This is a genomic window from Pseudomonas sp. TSRC2-2 (genome assembly GCF_049897785.1).
Classification (GTDB): Bacteria; Pseudomonadota; Gammaproteobacteria; order Pseudomonadales; family Pseudomonadaceae; genus Aquipseudomonas.
Genome location: NZ_JAFCWZ010000018.1, coordinates 65,343 through 85,344 on the forward strand (window position 1 = coordinate 65,343; position 20,002 = coordinate 85,344).

15 protein-coding genes are annotated in these 20,002 nt (G+C 60.7%); 4 read left to right on the forward strand and 11 right to left on the reverse strand.

Translation table 11 applies throughout. From position 1 onward, the window contains the following. Positions 1-73: 73 nt before the first annotated feature. Together ACP7D9_RS28595 and ACP7D9_RS28600 are read right to left on the reverse strand one after the other, a co-directional pair. On the reverse strand, positions 74-985 hold the full coding sequence (locus tag ACP7D9_RS28595; protein ID WP_312995025.1) for a LysR family transcriptional regulator: 912 nt from the start codon (positions 983-985) through the stop codon (positions 74-76). A gap of 108 nt (positions 986-1,093) precedes the next feature. Next, on the reverse strand, positions 1,094-1,684 hold the full coding sequence (locus ACP7D9_RS28600; RefSeq protein ID WP_101158173.1) for an NAD(P)H-dependent oxidoreductase: 591 nt from the start codon (positions 1,682-1,684) through the stop codon (positions 1,094-1,096). A gap of 181 nt (positions 1,685-1,865) precedes the next feature. Between ACP7D9_RS28600 and ACP7D9_RS28605 the strand changes: the two genes are divergently transcribed. Next, a complete protein-coding gene (locus ACP7D9_RS28605) occupies positions 1,866-2,180 on the forward strand; it encodes a putative quinol monooxygenase (protein ID WP_426160321.1) in 315 nt (104 codons plus the stop codon). Here the strand turns inward: ACP7D9_RS28605 and ACP7D9_RS28610 are convergent. Beyond that, positions 2,170-2,934, reverse strand: coding sequence for a sulfite exporter TauE/SafE family protein (locus ACP7D9_RS28610; RefSeq protein ID WP_426160322.1), 765 nt, complete (start codon positions 2,932-2,934; stop codon positions 2,170-2,172). The two genes, ACP7D9_RS28605 and ACP7D9_RS28610, sit on opposite strands and share 11 nt — an antisense overlap. 139 nt (positions 2,935-3,073) lie before the next feature. Between ACP7D9_RS28610 and ACP7D9_RS28615 the strand changes: the two genes are divergently transcribed. Together ACP7D9_RS28615 and ACP7D9_RS28620 are read left to right on the forward strand one after the other, a co-directional pair. Next, positions 3,074-4,012 (forward strand): LysR substrate-binding domain-containing protein, encoded by a 939-nt coding sequence (locus ACP7D9_RS28615; protein ID WP_426160323.1) that lies wholly within the window; start codon positions 3,074-3,076, stop codon positions 4,010-4,012. Positions 4,013-4,053: 41 nt separating this feature from the next. Continuing rightward, positions 4,054-4,404, forward strand: a complete 351-nt coding sequence (locus tag ACP7D9_RS28620; RefSeq protein ID WP_016770579.1) for a cupin domain-containing protein — start codon at positions 4,054-4,056, stop codon at positions 4,402-4,404. Between the two features lie 177 nt (positions 4,405-4,581). Here the strand turns inward: ACP7D9_RS28620 and mmsB are convergent, their stop codons facing one another. Both mmsB and ACP7D9_RS28630 read right to left on the reverse strand, forming a co-directional pair. Beyond that, complete coding sequence (gene mmsB / locus ACP7D9_RS28625; RefSeq protein WP_312995017.1) at positions 4,582-5,469, reverse strand: 3-hydroxyisobutyrate dehydrogenase; 888 nt, start codon at positions 5,467-5,469, stop codon at positions 4,582-4,584. Positions 5,470-5,479: 10 nt separating this feature from the next. Further along, a complete protein-coding gene (locus tag ACP7D9_RS28630; RefSeq protein WP_426160324.1) occupies positions 5,480-7,006 on the reverse strand; it encodes a CoA-acylating methylmalonate-semialdehyde dehydrogenase in 1,527 nt (508 codons plus the stop codon). Positions 7,007-7,154: 148 nt separating this feature from the next. On the opposite strand from ACP7D9_RS28630, the gene ACP7D9_RS28635 reads away from it, so the two are divergent. Then, positions 7,155-8,102: a LysR family transcriptional regulator gene (locus ACP7D9_RS28635; RefSeq protein WP_426160325.1), complete on the forward strand. Its 948-nt coding sequence runs from the start codon at positions 7,155-7,157 to the stop codon at positions 8,100-8,102. On the opposite strand, the gene ACP7D9_RS28640 is transcribed toward ACP7D9_RS28635, so the two are convergent. The 6 genes from ACP7D9_RS28640 to recC form a co-directional block, all read right to left on the reverse strand. Beyond that, positions 8,099-8,599, reverse strand: a complete 501-nt coding sequence (locus tag ACP7D9_RS28640) for an OmpA family protein (RefSeq protein ID WP_426160326.1) — start codon at positions 8,597-8,599, stop codon at positions 8,099-8,101. The two genes, ACP7D9_RS28635 and ACP7D9_RS28640, sit on opposite strands and share 4 nt — an antisense overlap. Continuing rightward, positions 8,599-9,867 (reverse strand): diguanylate cyclase domain-containing protein, encoded by a 1,269-nt coding sequence (locus tag ACP7D9_RS28645; protein ID WP_101158187.1) that lies wholly within the window; start codon positions 9,865-9,867, stop codon positions 8,599-8,601. The genes ACP7D9_RS28640 and ACP7D9_RS28645 overlap by 1 nt, the downstream gene beginning before the upstream one ends. Next, entirely contained in the window at positions 9,864-10,433 is a 570-nt protein-coding gene (locus ACP7D9_RS28650; RefSeq protein ID WP_101158189.1) for a YfiR family protein, read from the reverse strand. Before ACP7D9_RS28650 ends, ACP7D9_RS28645 begins: the two co-directional genes overlap by 4 nt. A 117-nt stretch (positions 10,434-10,550) precedes the next feature. Then, the gene (gene recD, locus ACP7D9_RS28655; RefSeq protein WP_426160327.1) at positions 10,551-12,659 is read right to left on the reverse strand and encodes an exodeoxyribonuclease V subunit alpha; all 2,109 of its coding nucleotides are present in this window, start codon (positions 12,657-12,659) and stop codon (positions 10,551-10,553) included. Continuing rightward, positions 12,656-16,342, reverse strand: a complete 3,687-nt coding sequence (gene recB, locus ACP7D9_RS28660) for an exodeoxyribonuclease V subunit beta (RefSeq protein ID WP_426160328.1) — start codon at positions 16,340-16,342, stop codon at positions 12,656-12,658. Before recB ends, recD begins: the two co-directional genes overlap by 4 nt. Beyond that, positions 16,339-19,791 carry an exodeoxyribonuclease V subunit gamma gene (recC, locus tag ACP7D9_RS28665; protein ID WP_426160329.1) on the reverse strand — a complete coding sequence of 1,151 codons (3,453 nt, stop codon included), beginning with the start codon at positions 19,789-19,791 and terminating at the stop codon, positions 16,339-16,341. Before recC ends, recB begins: the two co-directional genes overlap by 4 nt. Positions 19,792-20,002 lie beyond the last annotated feature (211 nt).

Sequence of the window (20,002 nt, forward strand, 5' to 3'; positions counted from 1 at the left end):
AGCGAGTATCGACCGCTGAACCTCGGCGAAAAACCCGCCACAGGCCAATTCACTCTTGCGCACGGATCACGAATCAGCCCTTGAATTCGGCGCTGGCGTAGGCGGCGAGTTTGCTCTGGATAAAGTCAAGGAAGCACTGGATGCGCAACGCCAGTTGCGAGTTGCGGTAGTACACGGCGTTGATCGGCTGGCGGTAGCCGCTGTTGAATTCACCCAGCAGGACTTTCAGGCGTCCGGCGCGGATGTCCTCGATGGTCATGAAGTGCGACAGACAGGCGATGCCCTGCCCTTCCAGCGCCAAATGGCGCACGGTCTCGCCGCTGGAAGCGCTGATCGCCGGGGTGATCGGCCAGCGGTCGCCGTGCACATAGCGCAGCGGCCATTGGTTGAGGCCTTCGTTGTGGGTGAAGCCGAGCAGCGTGTGTTCACTCAGGTCTGCGACCTGCCGGGGCGCGCCGTGCTTTTTCAGGTAAGCAGGGCTGGCGACGATCAATAACGGACTGCAACCGAGCGAACGTGCGTGCAGCGTCGAATCGGCGAGGGTGCCGATGCGGATGGCGACGTCGGTGCTTTGTTCCAGCAGGTCAATGATCAGGTCATTGCTGTTGAGTTCGAGCTGAATGTCGGGATACAACTGCCGGAACTCGTCGATGTAGGGAACGATGGCGTGGAGCATGAACGGCGAGGCGGCGTTGATGCGCAGCCGTCCGGACGGGGTTTGCTGGCGCGAGGACAGGCGTTCTTCGAGTTGATCCATCTGGTCGAGAATCAGCTTGGCCTGTTCGAAGAAGTACTTGCCCTCCTCGGTCAGGTCCATGCGCCGCGTGGTGCGGTTGATCAGGGTGGTGTCGAGCTTGGCTTCCAGCTTCGATAACGTGCGGCTGACGGCCGACGGCGTCTGCCCGACCTGTTCGGCAGCGGCGGAAATCGAACCGCACTCGATCACGCAGACGAAAATCTGCAACTCATCGGATCTGGCTTTCACGGATACCCTCTTTGAAATCGCCAAGATCGCAACCAGTCGCCATCCCCCCTGTAGGAGCTGCAGCAGGCTGCGATCTTTTGCTGTTACCCGGATAGTAGCCCGAAACCATCAATCCTTGAGGCCCAATACCTCAGTCAGATGCTGCTCATAACGCACCACATCATTTTCGATATTCGGACGTTTCATCACGTCAACGCAGAGAAAGGTTGGCAACGCGGTCATGCCGAGGAATTCGTTGGCCTTGTGGAACGGGAAATACACCGCATCCACGCCCTTGGCTTCGAAGAAATCCGTCGGATCATCGAAGGCTTGCTGGGGTGCGTTCCAGGTCAGTGACAGCATGTATTGCTTGCCCTGAATCAGACCGCCACTGCCGTACTTCTGCGAGGCATCGGAGCGGGTCCGACCGTCGCTGGCGTAGAGGCTGCCGTGGCCCTCGGTGAAGACTTCGTCGATGTATTTTTTCACCGTCCACGGCGCGCCCATCCACCAGCCCGGCATCTGGTAAATGATCACGTCGGCCCAGAGGAATTTCGCCACTTCTTCGGCCACGTCGTAGCCCTCATCAATGAAGGTGGTCTTGACGTCGAGACCGCCGCGATCGAGCACGCTCAGCGCGGTTTCGTGCAGGGTGGTGTTGTAGCGGCCATCGGAGTGGGCGAATTTTTTACCGCCATTGAGCAGCAGGACTTTTTTCATCGAAAAACCTCGGCGCAGCCTTTGAGGCTGGATTGAAACAGGAATTGGAATGACGGCAGATTAACCATCGAGCTCGCGCGGAAACAGCCACATCGGCGCAAAATACATTTGATCAAAACGCACGAATCGATCACCAATTGTTGCCGTAGCATCGCCGCTTTCTGCTTTTGAGGAAGTTGTGATGAGTGAACGCCAGGGTTTCATCCTGCACGCCAAGACCCGCCCGGAAAAAGCCGCCGAATTCGAAGCGCTGTTCCGTGCTTACGTGGAGCCGAGCCGCGCCGAACCGGGCTGCATCGAGTACCACATGCTGCGCGACCAGCAGGATCCGACGCTGTTTATCTTCTACGAGATCTGGGCCAGCCAGGCGCATCTGGATGTGCACTCGGCGTTGCCGCACATGACGGAGTTCTTCGCCAAACGCATGGAATATCTGCAGCAAGATTTCGATATCCGCCCGATCGACATGCTCAGCGAATCGTCGGCTAGCCGCTGATCAGCAAATGGGCGCCGAGCGCGCCCATTCCGACGAAGAACACACGCTTGAACAGCACGGCACTGATGCGTTGGCGCAGCCATTGGCCAAGCCACATGCCGAGCATGGCCGGGATCAGCGCCAGCAGCGAGGCGCTCAATTCGCCACCGCCGAGTGCGCCGTGCCAGAGCAGCCCAGCGGCCAGCGCCAGGGTCGAAACCGTGAAGGACAGGCCGAGCGCCTGCACCAGCTCATCGCGGCTCAGCCCCAACGCTTGCAGGTACGGCACCGCCGGAATCACGAAGACGCCGGTGGCGAAGGTGATGACGCCGGTAATCAGGCCGGACAGCGGGCCAAGCCACGATTCATGCTCGGGTTTAACCTGAAGCGTGGGCAGGAACAATCCGCTCAACGCATACAGCAACAGCGCCGCGCCGAGTCCGCGCACCACCCAGTGCCCGCCGGACAGACCGATCCAGAGGGTGCCGAGTCCGGTGCCGAGGAAAATCATCAGCAACATCGGCCAGAGGCGTTTCATCAAGCTTTTCAGATGGCCGCCGAAGGTCAGTTGCCAGAGGTTGATCAGGGTAGCGGGGATGATCAACAATGCAGCTGCCTGCGCCGGCGCCATAGCCAGACCAAGCAGGCCCATGGCGACAGTGGGCAGGCCGAGGCCGATGACGCCTTTGACCATGCCGGCGAGCAGGAAAGTAGCGATGACCAATAGAGACAGGGTCAGGCCGAGGCTTTGGTAAAAGTTGGTGAGTGTGTGCATGGGGATAATGTGCACTGATCCGGGCTGGATGAAAATCTGCCATATACTGAGCCTGCCTCTGTCAGGACAGGAGGCTGAACTTTGCATTGATGCGTCTGACCTCATCGCGGCAAGCCACCACAATCCACAGGCGAACCCCATGCACTTCGACCTCACCGACCTGCGCCTCTACCTGCACATCCTCGACACCGGCAATATCACCGCCGGCGCCGCCCGCAGTCACTTGTCCCTCGCTGCCGCCAGCGCCCGAATCCGCGCGATGGAAGCCTCGCTGGGCGCCGAGTTTCTCGAACGCGGCCGCCGTGGCGTCACCCCGACGCCCGCCGGCAAAGCCCTCCCCCGCCATGCGCGCATCCTTCTGCAACAGGCCGAACGCATGCAGCAGGATCTGGCCGATTATGCGCAAGGCGTCAAAGGCCAGGTGCGGCTGTTGTGCAACACCACGGCGATCACCGAGTACCTGCCGGAAGTGCTCGCGGACTTTCTGCGCAACCATCCCAATCTGGACATTGATCTGCAGGAATTACCCAGCGCGCGAATTATCCACGCCTTGCGTGAAGGCGCAGCGGATCTGGGCATCGTCTCCGACGCGGTCGACACAAACGGCTTACAGACTCAGGCGTTTCGCGACGATCCGCTGGTGCTGATTCTTCCGCTCGATCACCCGCTGTCTGATGCCGCCGAGGTCAGTTTCAGCGACGCGTTGCAGCATGACTTTGTCGGACTGAACGCCGACAGCGCATTGGCGATTTATCTGGAAGAACAGGCGCTGCACAGCGGCGCACGGATGCAGGTGCGCATACGCGCCGATGGCTTTGATGGCGCGATGCGCATGGTCGCCCGAGGCGCCGGACTGGCCATCGTGCCCTTGGCCGCTGTCGAACGCGCGAGGGGCGATCGGTTCGAGCGCGTGACTCTCAACGAGCCATGGGCGCGCCGCAGGTTATTGCTCTGCACAAGAGACTTCGCGGCACTGCCGGGTTATGCCCAGGCGTTGTTACAAGCGCTCATCAATGCGCGCGTTTCTGAGCACTCCGATGTCGACCCCAGACAACTGAACGGCGACCGGGCGCTATAGGGTGCAACTTCGATTTTCAAGTCCACTTGACCGGAGTTCCCATGACCGCGACCGCCCCAATCACCGTTCTGCGCGACACTCACCCGCTGCCGGTACTCGACGCCTGCAAGTGGGAAAAACTCGAAGGCGACCCGCACACCGTCAACCTCAATGCGTACACCAGCGAAGACGGCAGCAAGATCATGGGCACCTGGATCTGTACGCCGGGCAAGTGGCGCGTCGATTATGTGAAGTGGGAATACTGCCATTTCCAGGAAGGCTACTGCGTGATCACCCCGGACGGCATGGCGCCGATCCACCTGCGCGCCGGCGATATCTTCGTGGTTGAGCCGGGCATGAAGGGCACGTGGGAAGTGGTCGAGACCGTGCGCAAGTATTTCGTGTTCGCCTGATGCAAAAAAGCCGGGGAATCACCCGACGTGATTTCCCGGCAAATGATATTCATACCACCACGATCCCAATGTGGGAGCGAGTTTGCTCGCCAAAGCGGACTGTCAGTCAATCATCTATTGATACAGATGCCGTCTTCGCGAGCAGGCTCGCTCACACAGGTTTTTCACCAAGGCCTTCTACTGTGGTTTGCGGTAGCTGTTGATGATCGCCGAGAAGTCTTTACCGCCATCACCACGCTGACTCATCGCCTGATACAACTGCTGCGCCACCGCGCCGAGCACAACCGGTTGGTGCGCCTGCCGCGCCGCTTCTGTGGCCAGACCGAGATCCTTGAGCATCAACTCCGCCCCGAAGCCACCGGTATATCCGCGCGAGGCCGGCGCCGTCTCGACGATGCCCGGCCACGGGTTGTACATTTCCGAACTCCAGCAACGGCCGGTCGAGCTGTTGATGATCCCGGCCAGCACCGAGGTGTCGATGCCCAGCGCATCGCCCAAAGCCATCGCCTCGCTGACGCCGACCATCGAGATCGCCAGCAGCAGGTTGTTGCAGATTTTGGCGATCTGGCCGGTGCCGACTTCACCGCAATGCACGATGTTGCGGCCCATCTGCGCCAGCACCGGTTGCAGGGTCGCGAACAACGCCGGGGTAGCGCCGACCATGAAGGTCAGCGTCCCGGCCGTAGCACCGCCGGTGCCACCTGACACTGGCGCATCAGCCATGGCCACGCCGTGTTTGGCCGCTGCGGCCGCTACGTCGCGCGCGGTCTGCGGATCGATGGTGCTGCAATCCACCGCCGGCACGCCTTGGCGAATGCCGGCGAGCACGCCCTCTTCACCCAGCCACACGCTGCGCACGTGCACAGCGGCCGGGAGCATGGTGATCACCAGTTCGGCATCTTGCGCCGCCTCGCGCGCCGAAGCGCGGATGGTGCCGCCCAGTTGTTCCAGTTCCGCCAGCACGGTTTTGTTCAGGTCTACCAGGTTCAGCGAATGGCCGGCCTTGATCAGGTTGCGCGCCATCGGCGCGCCCATGTTGCCCAGCCCGATAAATGCGATTTTCATGATCGAATCCTCAGCGCAGGTTGATGGTGGTGTTCACGCCGTCGTTGACGCTGTCGTCGTCGAACCAGCGCGCCGTGACCGTTTTGGTCTGCGTGTAGAACTGCACCACTTGCTTGCCGTACGGGCCGAGGTCGCCGAGTTTCGAACCGCGCGAGCCGGTGAAGCTGAAGAACGGTACCGGTACCGGAATCGGGATGTTGATACCGACCTGACCGACGTCGATTTCCGTCTGGAATTTACGCGCCGCCGCACCGCTCTGGGTGAACAGGCCAGTGCCGTTACCGAATGGGTTGGCGTTGACCAGCGCAATCGCTTGATCGAGGGTATCGACTTCGAGCACCACCAGTACCGGGCCGAAGATTTCCTGGGTGTAGATCTGCATGTCGGTGGTCACCCCGGAGAACAGGGTCGGGCCGACAAAGTTACCCTGCTCGTAACCCGGCACGCTGATGTCGCGACCGTCCAGTTCAAGCTTGGCACCTTCCTTGATGCCGCTTTCGATCAGCTCAAGAATTCGCGCCTTGGCCTTTTTCGAAATCACCGGACCGACATCGGTGCCCGGCTCGCTGCCGGCGTTGACCTTGAGTTTCTGCGCCAGCGCTTTCAGGTCTGGCAGCCACTGTTTTGCGGCACCGACCAGCACCACCACCGACGTGGCCATGCAACGTTGCCCGGCCGCACCGAAACCGGCACCGACCAAGGCATTCAGCGCTTGCTCGCGATTGGCGTCCGGCAGTACCACGGCGTGGTTTTTTGCGCCCATCATCGACTGCACGCGTTTGCCGTGTTTGCCGGCCAGGTCATAGAGGTGCGTGCCGACGGCGGTTGAACCGACGAACGACACGGCTTTGATGTCCTTGTGCGTGCACAGGCCATCGACCACATCCTTGCCGCCGTGAACCACGTTGAGCACACCCGCCGGAACGCCAGCCTCAATGGCCAGTTCCACCAGCAGCATAGTCGACAGCGGATCCTGTTCCGAAGGCTTGAGCACGAAGGTGTTGCCGCAGGCGATCGCCATCGGGAACATCCACAGCGGAATCATCGCCGGGAAGTTGAACGGCGTGATGCCGGCGCAGACGCCGATCGGCTGGCGCAGGGTGTAGGTGTCGACGCCGCCGGCGACGTTCTCGGCGAACTCGCCCATTTGCAGGGTACCGATCGAGCAGGCGTGCTCGACCACTTCCAGGCCACGGAAAATATCGCCCTCGGCATCAGCAATGGTTTTGCCTTGCTCGGCGCTGAGCACCACGGCGATGCGTTTGGAATGTTCGCGAATCAACGCTTGCAGCTTGAGCATGATGCGCATCCGCGCGCCGATCGGGGTCAGTTTCCAGGTCTGGAAGGCACGCTGGGCGGCGCTGACGGCGGCATCGACTTCAGCGGCGGTGGCGAACGGCACTTTGGCCAGCACTTGCTGGGTCGCCGGGTTGACGATGTCGTGCCATTCACTGGTCTGCGACTCAACCCACTCGCCGTCGATCAGCAGTTTTACCTTTTGCAGTGTGGTGTCGTTGGGCGTAAGCGATGCGTTCATGCTGGTCTCCAGAACTTGTTTTTATCGTAGGAGCCAAGGCGAAAGGTTCGCCTTGAGATGAGGCGTGTGTCCAGAATGGTTGTCGGACGGTTTTTGGAGTATAGATGTGCAAACTTCTAATAAGAACGCACATATAAGCCCGTCCATCATGCAAAAAAACATCACCTCGCTAGGCTCGCTGAACTGGGACGACCTGAAGTTTTTCCTCGAAGTCGCCCGCACCCGCAAAGCCAGTACCGCCGCCAAACGGCTGGCCGTCGACTACACCACGGTGTCGCGCCGGATCAGTTCGCTGGAAGCAGCGCTCGGCACATTGCTGTTCGAAAAATCCCGCACCAGCGGTTTCGTCCTGACCACAGAGGGCCAGCGCTTGCTCGGCTATGCCGAGTCGATCGAAAGCACGTTGCACATGGCCTGCGAGCAAGTCTCGGGCTCCGGCGTGGCTCTGTCCGGGCATGTGCGCATGGGCTGCACCGAAGGCTTCGGCAGTTTTTTCATCACCCCGCAGCTGAGCCATTTCGTCGACGCCTACCCAGCTATCTCGGTGGACATCCTGCCGCTGCCGCACTTCATCAGCCTGTCCAAGCGCGAGGCCGACATCGTCATTGCTCTTGAGCGGCCGGAGCACGGGCCGTACGTCTGCTGCAAACTTTGCGACTACCGTTTGCAGCTGTACGCAACCCAGGATTATCTGGACAAACACCCGCCCATCCGCCGCCCAGCGGATTTGAGCAAGCATCAATTCATCAGTTACGTGGACGACCTGGCGTTCAGCTCGGAGCTGCTTTACCTGGCCAACGTGGTGCCCGGCGCCAGCGCACATTTGCGCAGCACCAGCGTGATCGCGCAATACGTCGCCGCGCAGCAGGGGCGCTCGCTGGCGATCCTGCCGTGCTTTCTCGCTGCACAGGATCCGCGATTGCTGCCGGTGTTGCGGGAGGAAATCGACATCACACGGCAGTTCTGGATGTACTGCCGGGAGGATCTGCGCAAGCTCAAGCGGATCACGTTGTTGTGGGATTACATCCGTGAGGTGACTGAGCGCAATCAGGCGTTGTTGATGGGCGAAACGCGGGAGATGCGCTTTGCCGATTAATCGGCGCTGACCACAATCGACACCCGGCGGTTTTCCGTACGCCCCGCTGCGGTGTCGTTGGAAGCCACCGGCTCGCTGCTGCCCAGGCCTTGCAGCTGGATGTTCTCCTGCTTCATGCCGACCGTGCCGAGGACGTTGGCAACGCTCTTGGCCCGGCGCAGCGACAGTTGCTGATTGTAGGTTTCCTTGCCCGACGCATCGGTGTGGCCATCGACCCGAACGCGCTCGATACCCACGCCAAGCAGCGCCTTGCCGATGCGTTCGACGATTTCCGTGCTGGGTGCATTCAGGCTTTCGACATCGCTACCAAACAGCACTTTGCCCGACAGGCCGAACTCCCAACCGTCGTCGGTCAACTCGAAACCCTGCTGTTTGAGCACGGCGACCTGCGCGGGGGTCAGGCCTTTCTTTGGGCTGGTCTGGCAACCGCTCAGCGTCAGCGCGGCGATCAACAGCAAAGCGGAAAACAGTCGAACGGGAAGAGTGAACACGGACATCAGCTCCTGGTGTGAACGGAATCGACCGGGCGCTCCGACCCGGCCGTAAATTGCGCGCCGCGCGACAGGCGCTTGGCCTGATACATCGCCGCGTCGGCTGCGTTAAGCAAGGTCCCTGGCGTGGCGCCATGATCGGGGTAAACGGCGATGCCGATGCTGAGCGAGGTCACCACACTGGTATCGCCCGGCAGGGTGATCGGCATGTCCATGCTGGCGAGGATCTTGTCAGCGATGTGCTCAGCGTCTTCAATCGCGTGAAGCGGCGCGAGCAGCACGGCGAACTCATCCCCACCCAACCGAGCGACCAGATCCTCCTCACGCAATTGCGCTCGCACGCGATTGGCGATGGCCACCAGCACTGCGTCGCCCGAGGCGTGGCCGAAGTTATCGTTGATGCCTTTGAAGCGGTCGCTGTCGAGAAACAGCACGGCCACCCGCTCATCGTGTTTTTTGCTGTTACGCAAGGCACGGATCAAACGTCCTTCGAAAAACGCGCGGTTGGGTAACCCGGTGAGACTGTCGTGGGTCGCTTGATGGGCGAGCGTTTCGTTTTCGTTTTGCAGATGGGTTTGCCAGGACTCCAGTTCGCCGAGCAAGGCATTGAAGTCGTTGCCCAGATTATCCAGTTCGGCGATTTGCGCCGGCGGCACCCGCCGATCGAGTGCCCGCTCGCTGCGCGCGGCGTGTGCGACGGAGGCGAGGCTGTGCAATGGGCCAATGATTGCGCGCAGTTGCCGTCGCGCCAGATAAAGCGCGACCCAGGCGCTGATCGCGGTGCACAGTACAATTCCGGCCAGGCCACTGAGCAGGAAACGCATCAGGCTGCCGCCGTGACCGATGAGCAGGACCCGACCGATTTCGCGGTCCTGATGCTCGATCGGCAAACTGACCGGTTTTTCCAGAATGGCGCGTGTGATCTGCATTTCCAGCTCGGAGAACAGGCCGGTCTCGGCGCGCTGCCATTGCGCAATCAATTGGCCTTGCGCGTCCAGCACTCGGGCATCCGCCACTTCTTCGGTGGAGGCGATGATCGCCAGCGCCTCGGTTGCCGCTGCTTTGTCATTGAACACCACAGCCGCTTCGACGGTGTAGCTGATCGAACGGGCGATCAAATGCAGGTTGTGATCGGCGTATACCCGCAGCGCCAGCAAACCCAGCAAGGTCAGCGAAATACTGGCCATCGCCACCGCCATCAGCGCGACAATCAGATGCCCACGGCCGATGACCGAGCCAAGAGTCGGGCGAGCCTTCCAACTGAACAGCTTCATGGCGCTGCCGCTTTGCGACGGGACAACTGCAGCACGCTGGGATGAATGCGTACGCCGCTGCGAGCGACCGAGTCGAGATTGACCTCGAACGACACCTGCTCATCGCCGACGCGCAGGCAGAACAGACTGCCAACGGTGCATTGATCGTCCGCTTCGCTGATGCTCAGCACCGGATGCCCGATCAACGATGCGAACAGGCGACTGCGTTCAGCGGCGGTGAGCTTGCCGATGTACACCGCGTCGCATTCGCTGACGATGGCCGGGTTGTCCGCCAGCAGACGACGCACAGCCACCGGCCGGCCAGTGGCTTGCGTGGTGCCTTTGACCAGGTCATCGGTGTATTCGGTGGGGCCGACAATGCACAGGCGTAACTGCACCGGTTCCACTGGCCAGCGGGCATAACTGAGGATACCAAGGACGACTTGCGTCACGGCTTTGGCCCGTTGCTCGGCCGGCCCGGTTTGCGCTTGTGCGATGGCGTTGCCCGTCAGCAACCAGAGCAAAACGATCAGCAATGCCCGCTGGCAGGCAACCACACGCTCTGTCGTCCGGACGGCCACCTTCATGCAGGAATTCTCTTGAAGCGTAACGAAATGATGCCGCAACGATAGCACAGCGCCGAAACGCCAGCGAGGCGCCCGCCTGACCGACTGATCAGTAATCGTTGCCGATCATCCAGCGCTTCATCCCTGAGGCTGGGCGCCCTCTTCCAGTTCCAGCATCAGCCCGCTCAGACGCTTGACCTTGCGCTGCACCGCTTCCTCAAACACGCCGGCACGCGGCTCGATCAAGGTAAACCAGTGCCGCGCGCGAGTGATTCCGGTGTAGATCAGCTCTTTCGTCAGCACGGGGTTCAGCGCATCCGGCAGGATCAGCGCCGTATGGGCGAACTCCGAACCCTGGGACTTGTGCACTGTCATGGCGTATACGGTTTCGACGTCATTGAGCCGACTCGGCAACACGAAACGCACGCCGCCCTGACCGTCGTTGCGAGGAAATGCCACGCGCAGAACAGTTTTGCCAATCTCTGCGCTTTCACTCTCGGGCAGTTTCAGGGCAATGCCGATGTCGCCGTTCATCAGGCCCAAACCATAGTCGTTGCGGGTCATCAGCACCGGGCGACCTTCATACCACTGCTGATCGCTTTCGATCAGACGCGCCTTGAGCAACGCCGCAGTGATGCGCTGGTTCAGGCCTTCTACACCCCACGGGCCCTTGCGCACGGCGCACAACAACTGGAACGTGTCGAACGCCTGTAAAACTTCACGCGCCCAATCGGTCCAGTCCGCATGCTCCAGTGTCCGCGTCGATGGCGGGCGTTGATCGCGCAGCACGCTCAGATAATGGCGATAACCTTGCGGGCCGTTACCGTGACCGTCTAATAACAGCCGTTCGAGCTTGTGATCGTGCTCACCTTTGAGCGGCAGTGAATACACGTCGTCGTAGCCGCCGGCGATGAGCAGCTGTCGCGCCTGCTCGGCCAGTTGCTGGTTGACCCGACGCGCAAGCTGACCGATGCCGCTGCCCTCGCCGAAGCGGCGCGAGTGACGCAGCATCACGACCTGTTGCGCCAGCGGATGGGCGCCATCGTGGTCTTCATGCAAACCGCTGTCCAGCAACGACTCGCCACTGACTGACTCCAGCCATTGCCGCGTTTGCGGGCTGTACCAACCGCCCTCGGCGTCACGGCAAAGATCGCCCAGCACCGCCCCGGCCTCGACCGACGCCAACTGATCCTTGTCGCCCAGCAGCACCAGCCGTGCATGCGCCGGCATGGCGTCGAGCAAGTTCGCCATCATTTCCAGATCGATCATCGACGCTTCATCGACCACCAGCACATCCAGCGGCAGGCGGTTGCCGGCATGGTGACGGAAATGCCGGGTGCCCGGTCGGCTGCCGAGCAATCGGTGCACGGTGGTCACATCGCTGGGGATCGCCACGCGCACCGCTTCGGCGACTTGCAGCGATTGCACTTGCTGACTGATCGACTCGGTCAGGCGCGCGGCGGCCTTGCCGGTCGGTGCGGCCAGACGAATACGCAACGGCTGGCCAGCCTCGACGGCCGGTGCCTGCAGCAGTGCGAGCAGGCGCACCACCGTTGTGGTTTTCCCGGTGCCCGGGCCGCCGGTGATGATGCTGAAGGCGCTGCGCGTAGCGAGAGCACAGGCGAGTTTCTGCCAATCGATGACAACTGCGGATTCCGCGCCGCCGAACAACTCATCCAGACGCTGCGGCAGATCATCCGGCGTCGGCTCTTGTTGCAACAAGCGTTGGCGCAACGCTGCATCGATGCGGCGTTCGTAGGTCCAGTAGCGGCGCAAGTACAGGCGTTTCGAGGACAGCACCAATGGACGTGTCTGCGCCGTTTCACTCGCATCAGCGGCCAGCGCGACCAGCGAGCTACTTGCCAGCACCTTGCACCAATGGGCTCCATCGAGCGTTTCGAGCAGTTGTGAAGGCAGCAGCAACACACCGCCCTGCACATCGCCTTCGGGCGGCAATGACAATGCAAAATCCGGCGCCTTGAGGGTTTCGAACAGATCCAGACACACATGACCATGGCCGAGCTGGTGGCTGGTCAGCGCCGCCGCGAGCAGCACCAGCGGATCGGTCTCGGGCTCAAGCTCATGCAGGAAAGCGACAAAGGCTCGGTCCAGCGCGCGCAGCCAGCCGCGCTCGACCCAACGACTCAGCAGCAACAGCAAATCATCGGCGCGGGTCAGTGGCGAGAGTTTCGACAGACTGTCAGCTTCCAGTGGTGTCGGCAGCAGATCGGCGAAGGTGCGGCTCATAGCAGGACTCCCTGTTCCCAGGCGGGTTCGGACCTGGGCTCGGGTTTGCCCTGGAACATTCGGTCGAGGCGTTCGATCAACTCCCTTGGCGGACGCACGAAGTACACGCCGCGACTCTCTGCACGTGTACCGCGCAAAAACAAATACAGCGCCCCGCCGACGTGGCGGTCGTAATCGTAATCCGCCAAGCGAGCCTTGAGCTGGCGGTGCAACGCCAACAGATACAGCACGTATTGCAGGTCATAACGGTTGTCGAGAATCGACTGCTCCATGGCCTGTTCGGTGTAGGCCTGCTCATCCATGCCGAGCCAATTGGATTTGTAATCGGCGACGTAATAACGGCCGGCGTGCTCGAAGGTCAGGTCGATAAATCCCTTGAACATGCCGTTGAGCTGCACCGGCTCCGCCGCAACGCGGGCAACGCCATTGTGGGTGTGCTGGCGCACCTGTTCGTCGAGTTTGAGCACGTCGACTTTATGGCTGGCGAACCAGAACTCCATCTCGACACGGTGTTGCCTCAACTGCTCAAGAACCACTGACGGTTGCCCTCCAGTGACCGGCAATGGCGACTTGAGCAAATGCTGCAGCCAGTCAGTCAGCGTGGTGATCCAGCCTTGCCAGCCGCGCAGATTGCAGCGCCGGGCAATCGCATCTTCCAGCGCCTCTCGGGTAACCGCAAAACCTTCAGCGCCCGCCCATTCGAGCAAACCATGCAAAAAAGTGCCAGGATTCGGTCCGCGAGGAAACCGGTGAATATCGGCGCCACCGCTGACGATTTCTCGGGGTGCATCGGGGTCGAGGCGCTCGTCGTCAAAAAGCTTTTGCGCCTGCGGACTGTCCGGTGCTTCATCGCTGCCGACAGTCAATACGTCGCTGATGCGCAAAGCGCTATAGGAAGCGATCCACCAGTTTTCACTGGCTTTGCGCTTGGGCCGTAGCGTGGCTCGCAGGACTGTTTGCGTGCGCGGCGGCTGATAATGCTCGTCAGTGGGCTGAGGCATTTCGCCGATGCCGATGGCCGGGCAGTCTTGCTGCAGCTCTTGCAGCCATTGGGTCAATTCACTGGATTCGCGCAGACCGGCACCGCCGCCCAGCAAGTAACCCAGCGCAGAAAGGTGCAGCACGGAGCTGTTGTTATTGCCGCGTTTGAGGTCAGTGACGCCCAACCAGCAGGCATGTTGCGCCCGGGTCAATGCGACATACAGAAGACGCAAGTCTTCGGCCAGACGCTCATCATCTGCCTGGGCTATCAACTCGACGGTCGGTTTGAGGCTGATCTGCGCCTTGCCTGAAGCGTCGTGGTAATGCAGCGGCAAACGGCTGCCATCCACAGGTTTCGCCGAGCAGATGAATGGCAAAAATACCAGCGGATATTCAAGGCCCTTGGATTTGTGGATGGTCACCACCTTGACCAGTTGCTCGTCACTTTCCAGACGCAGGATCTGCTCTTCGCCCGCCTGACCGGAGACTGCCAGCAGCTCGGCCAGATGACGGATCAACGCTTGCTCACCGTCCAGTTCAGCGGCGGCTTGCTGCATCAGTTCCGAAAGGTGCAAAAGATTGGTCAGCACGCGCTCGCCATCACTGCGCTGCATCAGAGTTTGCGGTAAGTGGAAATCGTGCAGCAGGCGTCGCAACATCGGCAACACGCCCTGTTTGCGCCAGAGCTCGCGATAGCCGCGAAATTGCATGACCCGGGCTTCCCAGACCATTTCGTTCTGGTTCAAGCGTTCCAGCTCGATCAGCGGCAGGTTCAGTGTGGTGCAGGCCAGCGCGGCCTTGAGCGAACGCTCGACATCGGGCTCGGCGCAAGCTTTCAACCAGGCCAGCAGGTCATGCGCCTCTTGCGCGGCGAAGACCGAATCCTTGTCCGACAGATAAACGCTGCGCACGCCTCTGGCGGCAAGTTCGGAGCGTACGGCCTGGGCCTCTTTACCGTCGCGGACGAGGATCGCGATGTCAGAAGGACGCAAACCTCTGAAGTCGGCTGCCTGGACGAAATCAGCGCAGCCGGTTTGCCCGCCATTGAGCAACCTGGTGATTTCACTGGCGCAGGCTGCAGCCATTTGCTGGCGGTAGACTGCGCCGGACAGCGGCTGCTCGCTGGGCAATAGCCAGACGTTCAGCGCCGCGATGTCATGCCCGGCAATCCGCAGCGTTTCCTTGCGTCCTTGAGACTCCACCGGTTGAAACGGCACAGGGTTATCGCCGGTTTTATCGCGAAACAAAAACGCGCCGCGCCCCTGCTCTCGGGACTCGGCGCGTTCGAATACGTGATTGACCGCTTTGACCATGCCGTGGCTGGAGCGGAAGTTGGTGCCGAGCGTATGCAAGCGGCCGGTTGTGGCCTGGCGTGCGCGCAAGTAGGTGTAAATGTCGGCCCCGCGAAAGGCGTAGATCGCCTGTTTGGGATCGCCGATAAGGAACAGGCCGGTATCAGGGTGGTTCTCTTCGATGCGATAGATACTCTCGAAGATGCGGTATTGCACCGGATCGGTGTCCTGGAATTCGTCAATCAGCGCCACCGGAAACTGCTCGCGGATCAGCGTCGCCAGGCGCTCGCCGCCCTCCGATTGCAGCGCGGCATCCAGGCGCAGCAGCATGTCGTCAAAACCCATTTCCGCGCGACGGCGCTTCTCTTCCTCAAAACGCGCGCCCACCCACTTGGCAGCGTGTTGCAGAACCGCAGCGTCGGGCGTCGGCAAAGCGTCGAGGCTCGATTTGAGTCCGGCCATGGCGTCCAGCCCCGGATGACTGGGGGCCTGGCCCTTCCAGGCCTCGGCCATGCCGTCGGGTGTCAGTCGGGTGAAGCCGGTGCCAATGTCCAACTGCTCTAGGGACTCGTCTTCGGCCCAGGCCTTGAGTTTCTCGAACCAGGGCTCGAAATATCGCGGCTGCATCTTGCGGCCATCGACGGCTTTGCTGGCGACGCCCTCATGGCACAGGACAAGCAGTTCGTCTGCCCAGTCACGCCAAGGCATTTTCAGCTCGACCAACGCAGCTCGGCGCTCCAGCATACATTCGGCGATCAGCTCCGCCGGGCCCTTGCCTTCATCGGTGTCACGCTCGGAGGCAAACAAGCCGCGTACGCGAGGCAACAACGCCGCAGGGCCACCCCAGTTGCTGCGCACCCAATTCAGCGCATCGCCCTGCATCGGGTAGCAGAACAGCCGCCAGTAATCGCGCAGCACCTCGCCGAGCAAATCGCTGTGATCGGTTTCCAGCGACTGCGTGAACAGGCTGCCACTGTCGAACGCATGCTCGCGCAGCATGCGCTGACACCAACTATGGATGGTCGAGACAGCGGCTTCGTCCATCCATTGCGCGGCGATATCGAGGCGGTTGGCACAGCCCGGCCATTGCGGCGGGTTGAACTGATCGCGCAGTTCGGCAACCAGTCCGTCAGGCGCGGGAATCTCGTCACGAAAAAAACGCGCGGCCTCGGCCAAGCGTGTCCGAATACGTTCACGCAACTCCTTGGTGGCAGCGTCAGTAAACGTGACTACAAGGATTTGCGGCGGCAGCAACTCGCGTCCGAAACCGCTTGTCTCGCCGCCATGGCCGAGAATCAGCCGCAGATAAAGCGCCGAGATCGTAAAGGTTTTGCCGGTGCCGGCGCTTGCTTCGATCAACTGACTGCCGCGCAACGGGAATGCCAGAGCCAACGGTGTCTTCGTACTCATGGGCGTGCGCCTTCGCTGGACAAGGAACGCCAGGGCGCTTCGAATAACGGGCGGTACAGCGCATCGCACCAACCGGTGAAGGTTTCGTCTGCTGACAGGGCTCCGAAGTCGGGATATTGCCGGAGCAGCGCCGGGCTTTCACGACGCTCGCCGTCGCTGGTCTGACCGTCACCTTCGTAGGCTTTTCGGGCAGCGGCTTCGGCTTTGACCGGATCAGATTGCGACAGCCAGGCGAATGCGGTTTTTATCGCAATCGGCAAGGGCTGGCGCATGCCGGATTGCCAGGCGAGAAGCAGGTCACCGAGCAAATGCAGCGCTCGGTCGCGCTCCATTGGCTCCAGCAACAAAGTGTCGTCACTCGCCACCAATGCCGTGGTTAACGCATGTTCGCTGGCGCAGGCGACCAGATGGGTGACCCAAGGTTTGGTCAGCCGATGCCACTTGCGTGTTTTGATCGAGCCGATGCTGTTTGGAATGGCCGTGACTGACAGCAGGCCGCCATCGGCTCGTTGGTGCAGGCTCGAGAGCCAGCCTTCCAGACGCATACCCCGCAAGTCGAAACTGACCGGGATCGCACTGTTCAATGGCGTCGGCCATAACGTCAGCAACTGTTGATACCGCTGCAGAAGATCCGGCAGCGGTTCGATCAACTCGCGTTGCAGACACTCGCCAAAACCGGCCATCGGCAACAAACCGCTGTTTTGCAGACGCAGCGCTCGGGCTTGCAGCGCTTGATCGACATCGTGCGGCTGGCTGAGTGCGGCTTCCAGCAAACTGTCGCTCAGCGTGTAGCGCTGCAACGCGTCCAGCACGAATGGTTCTTCATCGGCTAACGGCGCTTGTGCGGCCTCGAAATAGACCTTGAGTCGTTGAGTGAAAAAATGTCGAACCGGGTTACGCATAAAATCCTGGAGCAACGCCAGCGTCAGCGGATCCTCTTGAACATACGGCTCAAGTAACTGCGCCTCGCTTTGCTGCGCTTCCTCTTGATGCAACACTTGCCATTCGCTGGCATAGCTGAACAGTTGCTCGCCTTCGTGGAAATAGCGGACGCTGAAAGGCTGCAAAGGGTGTTCTTCGGTCAGCGCCTCTAGCAGATCCTGGCTCGCATCGACTGAACGCCAGCCGCTGGCGAGGTGATCGCGCAACTGGCCGATCAGCACTGAGGCAGGTCGTTCGCTGTTGTCGCGGATGCTGCGACCGACCCAACTGATATAGAGCTGAGTGCGTGCGGACAACAGCGCTTCAAGCAACAGATAGCGGTCATCTTCCCGCCGCGAGCGGTCGCCCGGGCGGTAATCGCTGCCCATCAGGTCGAAGTCCAGCGGTGGCTGCGCGCGGGGATAATCACCGTCGTTCATGCCCAGCAGACAAACCAGTTTGAAAGGAATGGCGCGCATCGGCATCAAGGTGCAGAAATTCACCGCACCGGCGAGGAATCGTTGCGACAAACGCCCCTGATCCAGCCCGGCGAGCCATGCTTCGCGAACGACAGTCAGTGGCAACTCGTCAATCAAACCGACCGCCTCGCAGGTGTCGAGCCAGGTTTCGCGAAGTTCTTCCAGTTGGGTCAGCAGGTAGTCGTCGTGCTCGTTGCGGGCCTGGAAAAATACCTGCATCAGCGCCTGCAAGCGCAGCCCCCACTCTCTCGGTTGAGCCGGTTGCGTGAGTTGCTGATGAGCGATTGCCAAGGCATCCAGCAGTGCAACCAGTGGCCCGATCAGGGCAGCATCAAGCCCACCAATTTCATCGTAAGGCTCGATGCCTGCACATCCCTCAGCGCTGCCGACGGCGTAGCCCAACAACATTCGGCGCAGGCCGAAATGCCAGCTGTTCTGCTCCAGCTCTTCAGGCAAACCGAGACCGGCCCGCTGCTCGGCACTCATGCCCCAGCGCACACCGGCGCCTTCGATCCAGCGATGCAGAGTTGGCAGGTCGCGTTCCTCTACGCCAAAGCGAGCACGCAGGGCCGGGACATCGAGCAGGTCAAGGATCTCACTGACCGGGAAACGGCTGTCGGGTAACTTGAGCAGGTGCTCGACCGCGATCAATAAAGGATCGCGTCCACGCTGGCCCTGGTCTGCCAAAGTGAACGGAATGAAGCGCGAATCATGGCGATCAAGCTGACCGAACACCGCACGGATATGCGGCGCATAGCTGTCGATTTCAGGAACCATGACAATTACGTCGCGGGGGCGCAGTTGTGGGTCGGCGCTGAAACGCGCCAAAAGTTGATCGTGCAGGATTTCGACTTCGCGCTGAGCGCTATGGGCGATGTGAAAGCGTATTGAATGGTCCTGCGTCGCATCGACCGCTGGCCAGAGTTCGCGTGTCTCGTTGAGTGGACGTAACTCGAGAATGTCATCCTGCAGCTGATTAAGCATGTTGTGGGGCTGGGCTTCGCTGAACAGGTCGATGCGTCCGTCGCGAAAAGCTGCACGGTAGCTGTTGGGGTCGTCGTAGCTGTCGAGCAGGTTGATATAGTCGCGACCTTGTTTGCCCCAAGCGGCCAGCAACGGATGTGCGTGCTGATGCAGGGTCTCGGCATCAAGCACGACGGGCATTCCACTTTTGCGCTGTTGCCGCTTGTATTGATGCCGCAGCAGGTCCTTGTCGGCGACGATATCGGCCCAGTGATGGCGGCAAGGATTGTGTACGCAAAGCAGTACCTGGCTGAAGCGCGCCAAACCGGCGAGTGCTTCAAGAACCTGCGCAGGCAACGAAGAAATACCAAAGACGATCACGCGCGGCGGCAGCGCCGTCGGTGCCTTGTCGAGTATGTTGATGCGCTCCATGAAGCGTTGATGTACCCCAGCACGACTCTGCGCCATACCTTGTTCGCCGACATCATCCAGCAGTGCTCGCCACAACTCTGCCTGCCAGCAACTGGTCGGCGGCAGCGGCTTGATTTCACCTCTGACATTGCGCAGTTGATGCCGGCCTTCCGCCCAATCTTCCAGCCAGTCGGCCCGATACACCTGATACTGGTCAAACAAATCGGCCAGACGCTCTGCCAATTGATAGCGCTTGCGCAGATCGCTGTCGTGGGTGAGAAAGCGTTGCAGCGGTTCGAAATGTGGGCGATCGATTACCTGTGGCAAGAGGCGCATCAGGCGCCAGGTCAGCGGGGCTTTATCGAGCAGTGATTTCGCCGGAATCTCTTCTCGTCCCAGCACCATGCGATAGAGCTGCCACATAAAACTGCCGGGCAATTGCACATCAATTGCCGCAGCTATACCGCATCCACCGAGATCATCTTCTTCAGGATCCTCGGCCAGTGCCAGCTTGAGCCACTGAGCGATGCCGTTGCTTTGCACCAGAGCGATTTCGTTTTCCAGGGGTGCCAGTGGGTAGCGGCGCATGATGCTGACCACAAGGCTGCGCAGTTCATCGAGACTGTTGCTCTGAACCACCATGAATGCAGCGTTGAGGGACTGGGCGTCCGACATATGGATTCCTTGGAAAAACACAAAAGCCGAGGCAGAACCTTAGCATTGTCGGCCGGTTGTGGCAGCCGGATGACGTCTGCAAAGGCTGTAAGAACTTTCTCGCAGGCAAAACAAAACCCCAACTGCTTACGCAATTGGGGTTTCGGAATTTAATCTTGACGATGACCTACTCTCACATGGGGAAACCCCACACTACCATCGGCGATGCATC

Excerpts from the sequence above, each read along its gene's own strand:
- ACP7D9_RS28600 (WP_101158173.1), bottom strand. The coding sequence starts at position 1,684 with ATGAAAAAAGTCCTGCTGCTCAATGGCGGTAAAAAATTCGCCCACTCC.
- ACP7D9_RS28605 (WP_426160321.1), top strand. The coding sequence starts at position 1,866 with ATGAGTGAACGCCAGGGTTTCATCCTGCACGCCAAGACCCGCCCGGAA.
- ACP7D9_RS28610 (WP_426160322.1), bottom strand. The coding sequence starts at position 2,934 with ATGCACACACTCACCAACTTTTACCAAAGCCTCGGCCTGACCCTGTCT.
- ACP7D9_RS28615 (WP_426160323.1), top strand. The coding sequence starts at position 3,074 with ATGCACTTCGACCTCACCGACCTGCGCCTCTACCTGCACATCCTCGAC.
- ACP7D9_RS28620 (WP_016770579.1), top strand. The coding sequence starts at position 4,054 with ATGACCGCGACCGCCCCAATCACCGTTCTGCGCGACACTCACCCGCTG.
- mmsB (WP_312995017.1), bottom strand. The coding sequence starts at position 5,469 with ATGAAAATCGCATTTATCGGGCTGGGCAACATGGGCGCGCCGATGGCG.
- ACP7D9_RS28630 (WP_426160324.1), bottom strand. The coding sequence starts at position 7,006 with ATGAACGCATCGCTTACGCCCAACGACACCACACTGCAAAAGGTAAAA.
- ACP7D9_RS28635 (WP_426160325.1), top strand. The coding sequence starts at position 7,155 with ATGCAAAAAAACATCACCTCGCTAGGCTCGCTGAACTGGGACGACCTG.
- ACP7D9_RS28640 (WP_426160326.1), bottom strand. The coding sequence starts at position 8,599 with ATGTCCGTGTTCACTCTTCCCGTTCGACTGTTTTCCGCTTTGCTGTTG.
- ACP7D9_RS28645 (WP_101158187.1), bottom strand. The coding sequence starts at position 9,867 with ATGAAGCTGTTCAGTTGGAAGGCTCGCCCGACTCTTGGCTCGGTCATC.
- ACP7D9_RS28650 (WP_101158189.1), bottom strand. The coding sequence starts at position 10,433 with ATGAAGGTGGCCGTCCGGACGACAGAGCGTGTGGTTGCCTGCCAGCGG.
- recD (WP_426160327.1), bottom strand. The coding sequence starts at position 12,659 with ATGAGCCGCACCTTCGCCGATCTGCTGCCGACACCACTGGAAGCTGAC.
- recB (WP_426160328.1), bottom strand. The coding sequence starts at position 16,342 with ATGAGTACGAAGACACCGTTGGCTCTGGCATTCCCGTTGCGCGGCAGT.
- recC (WP_426160329.1), bottom strand. The coding sequence starts at position 19,791 with ATGTCGGACGCCCAGTCCCTCAACGCTGCATTCATGGTGGTTCAGAGC.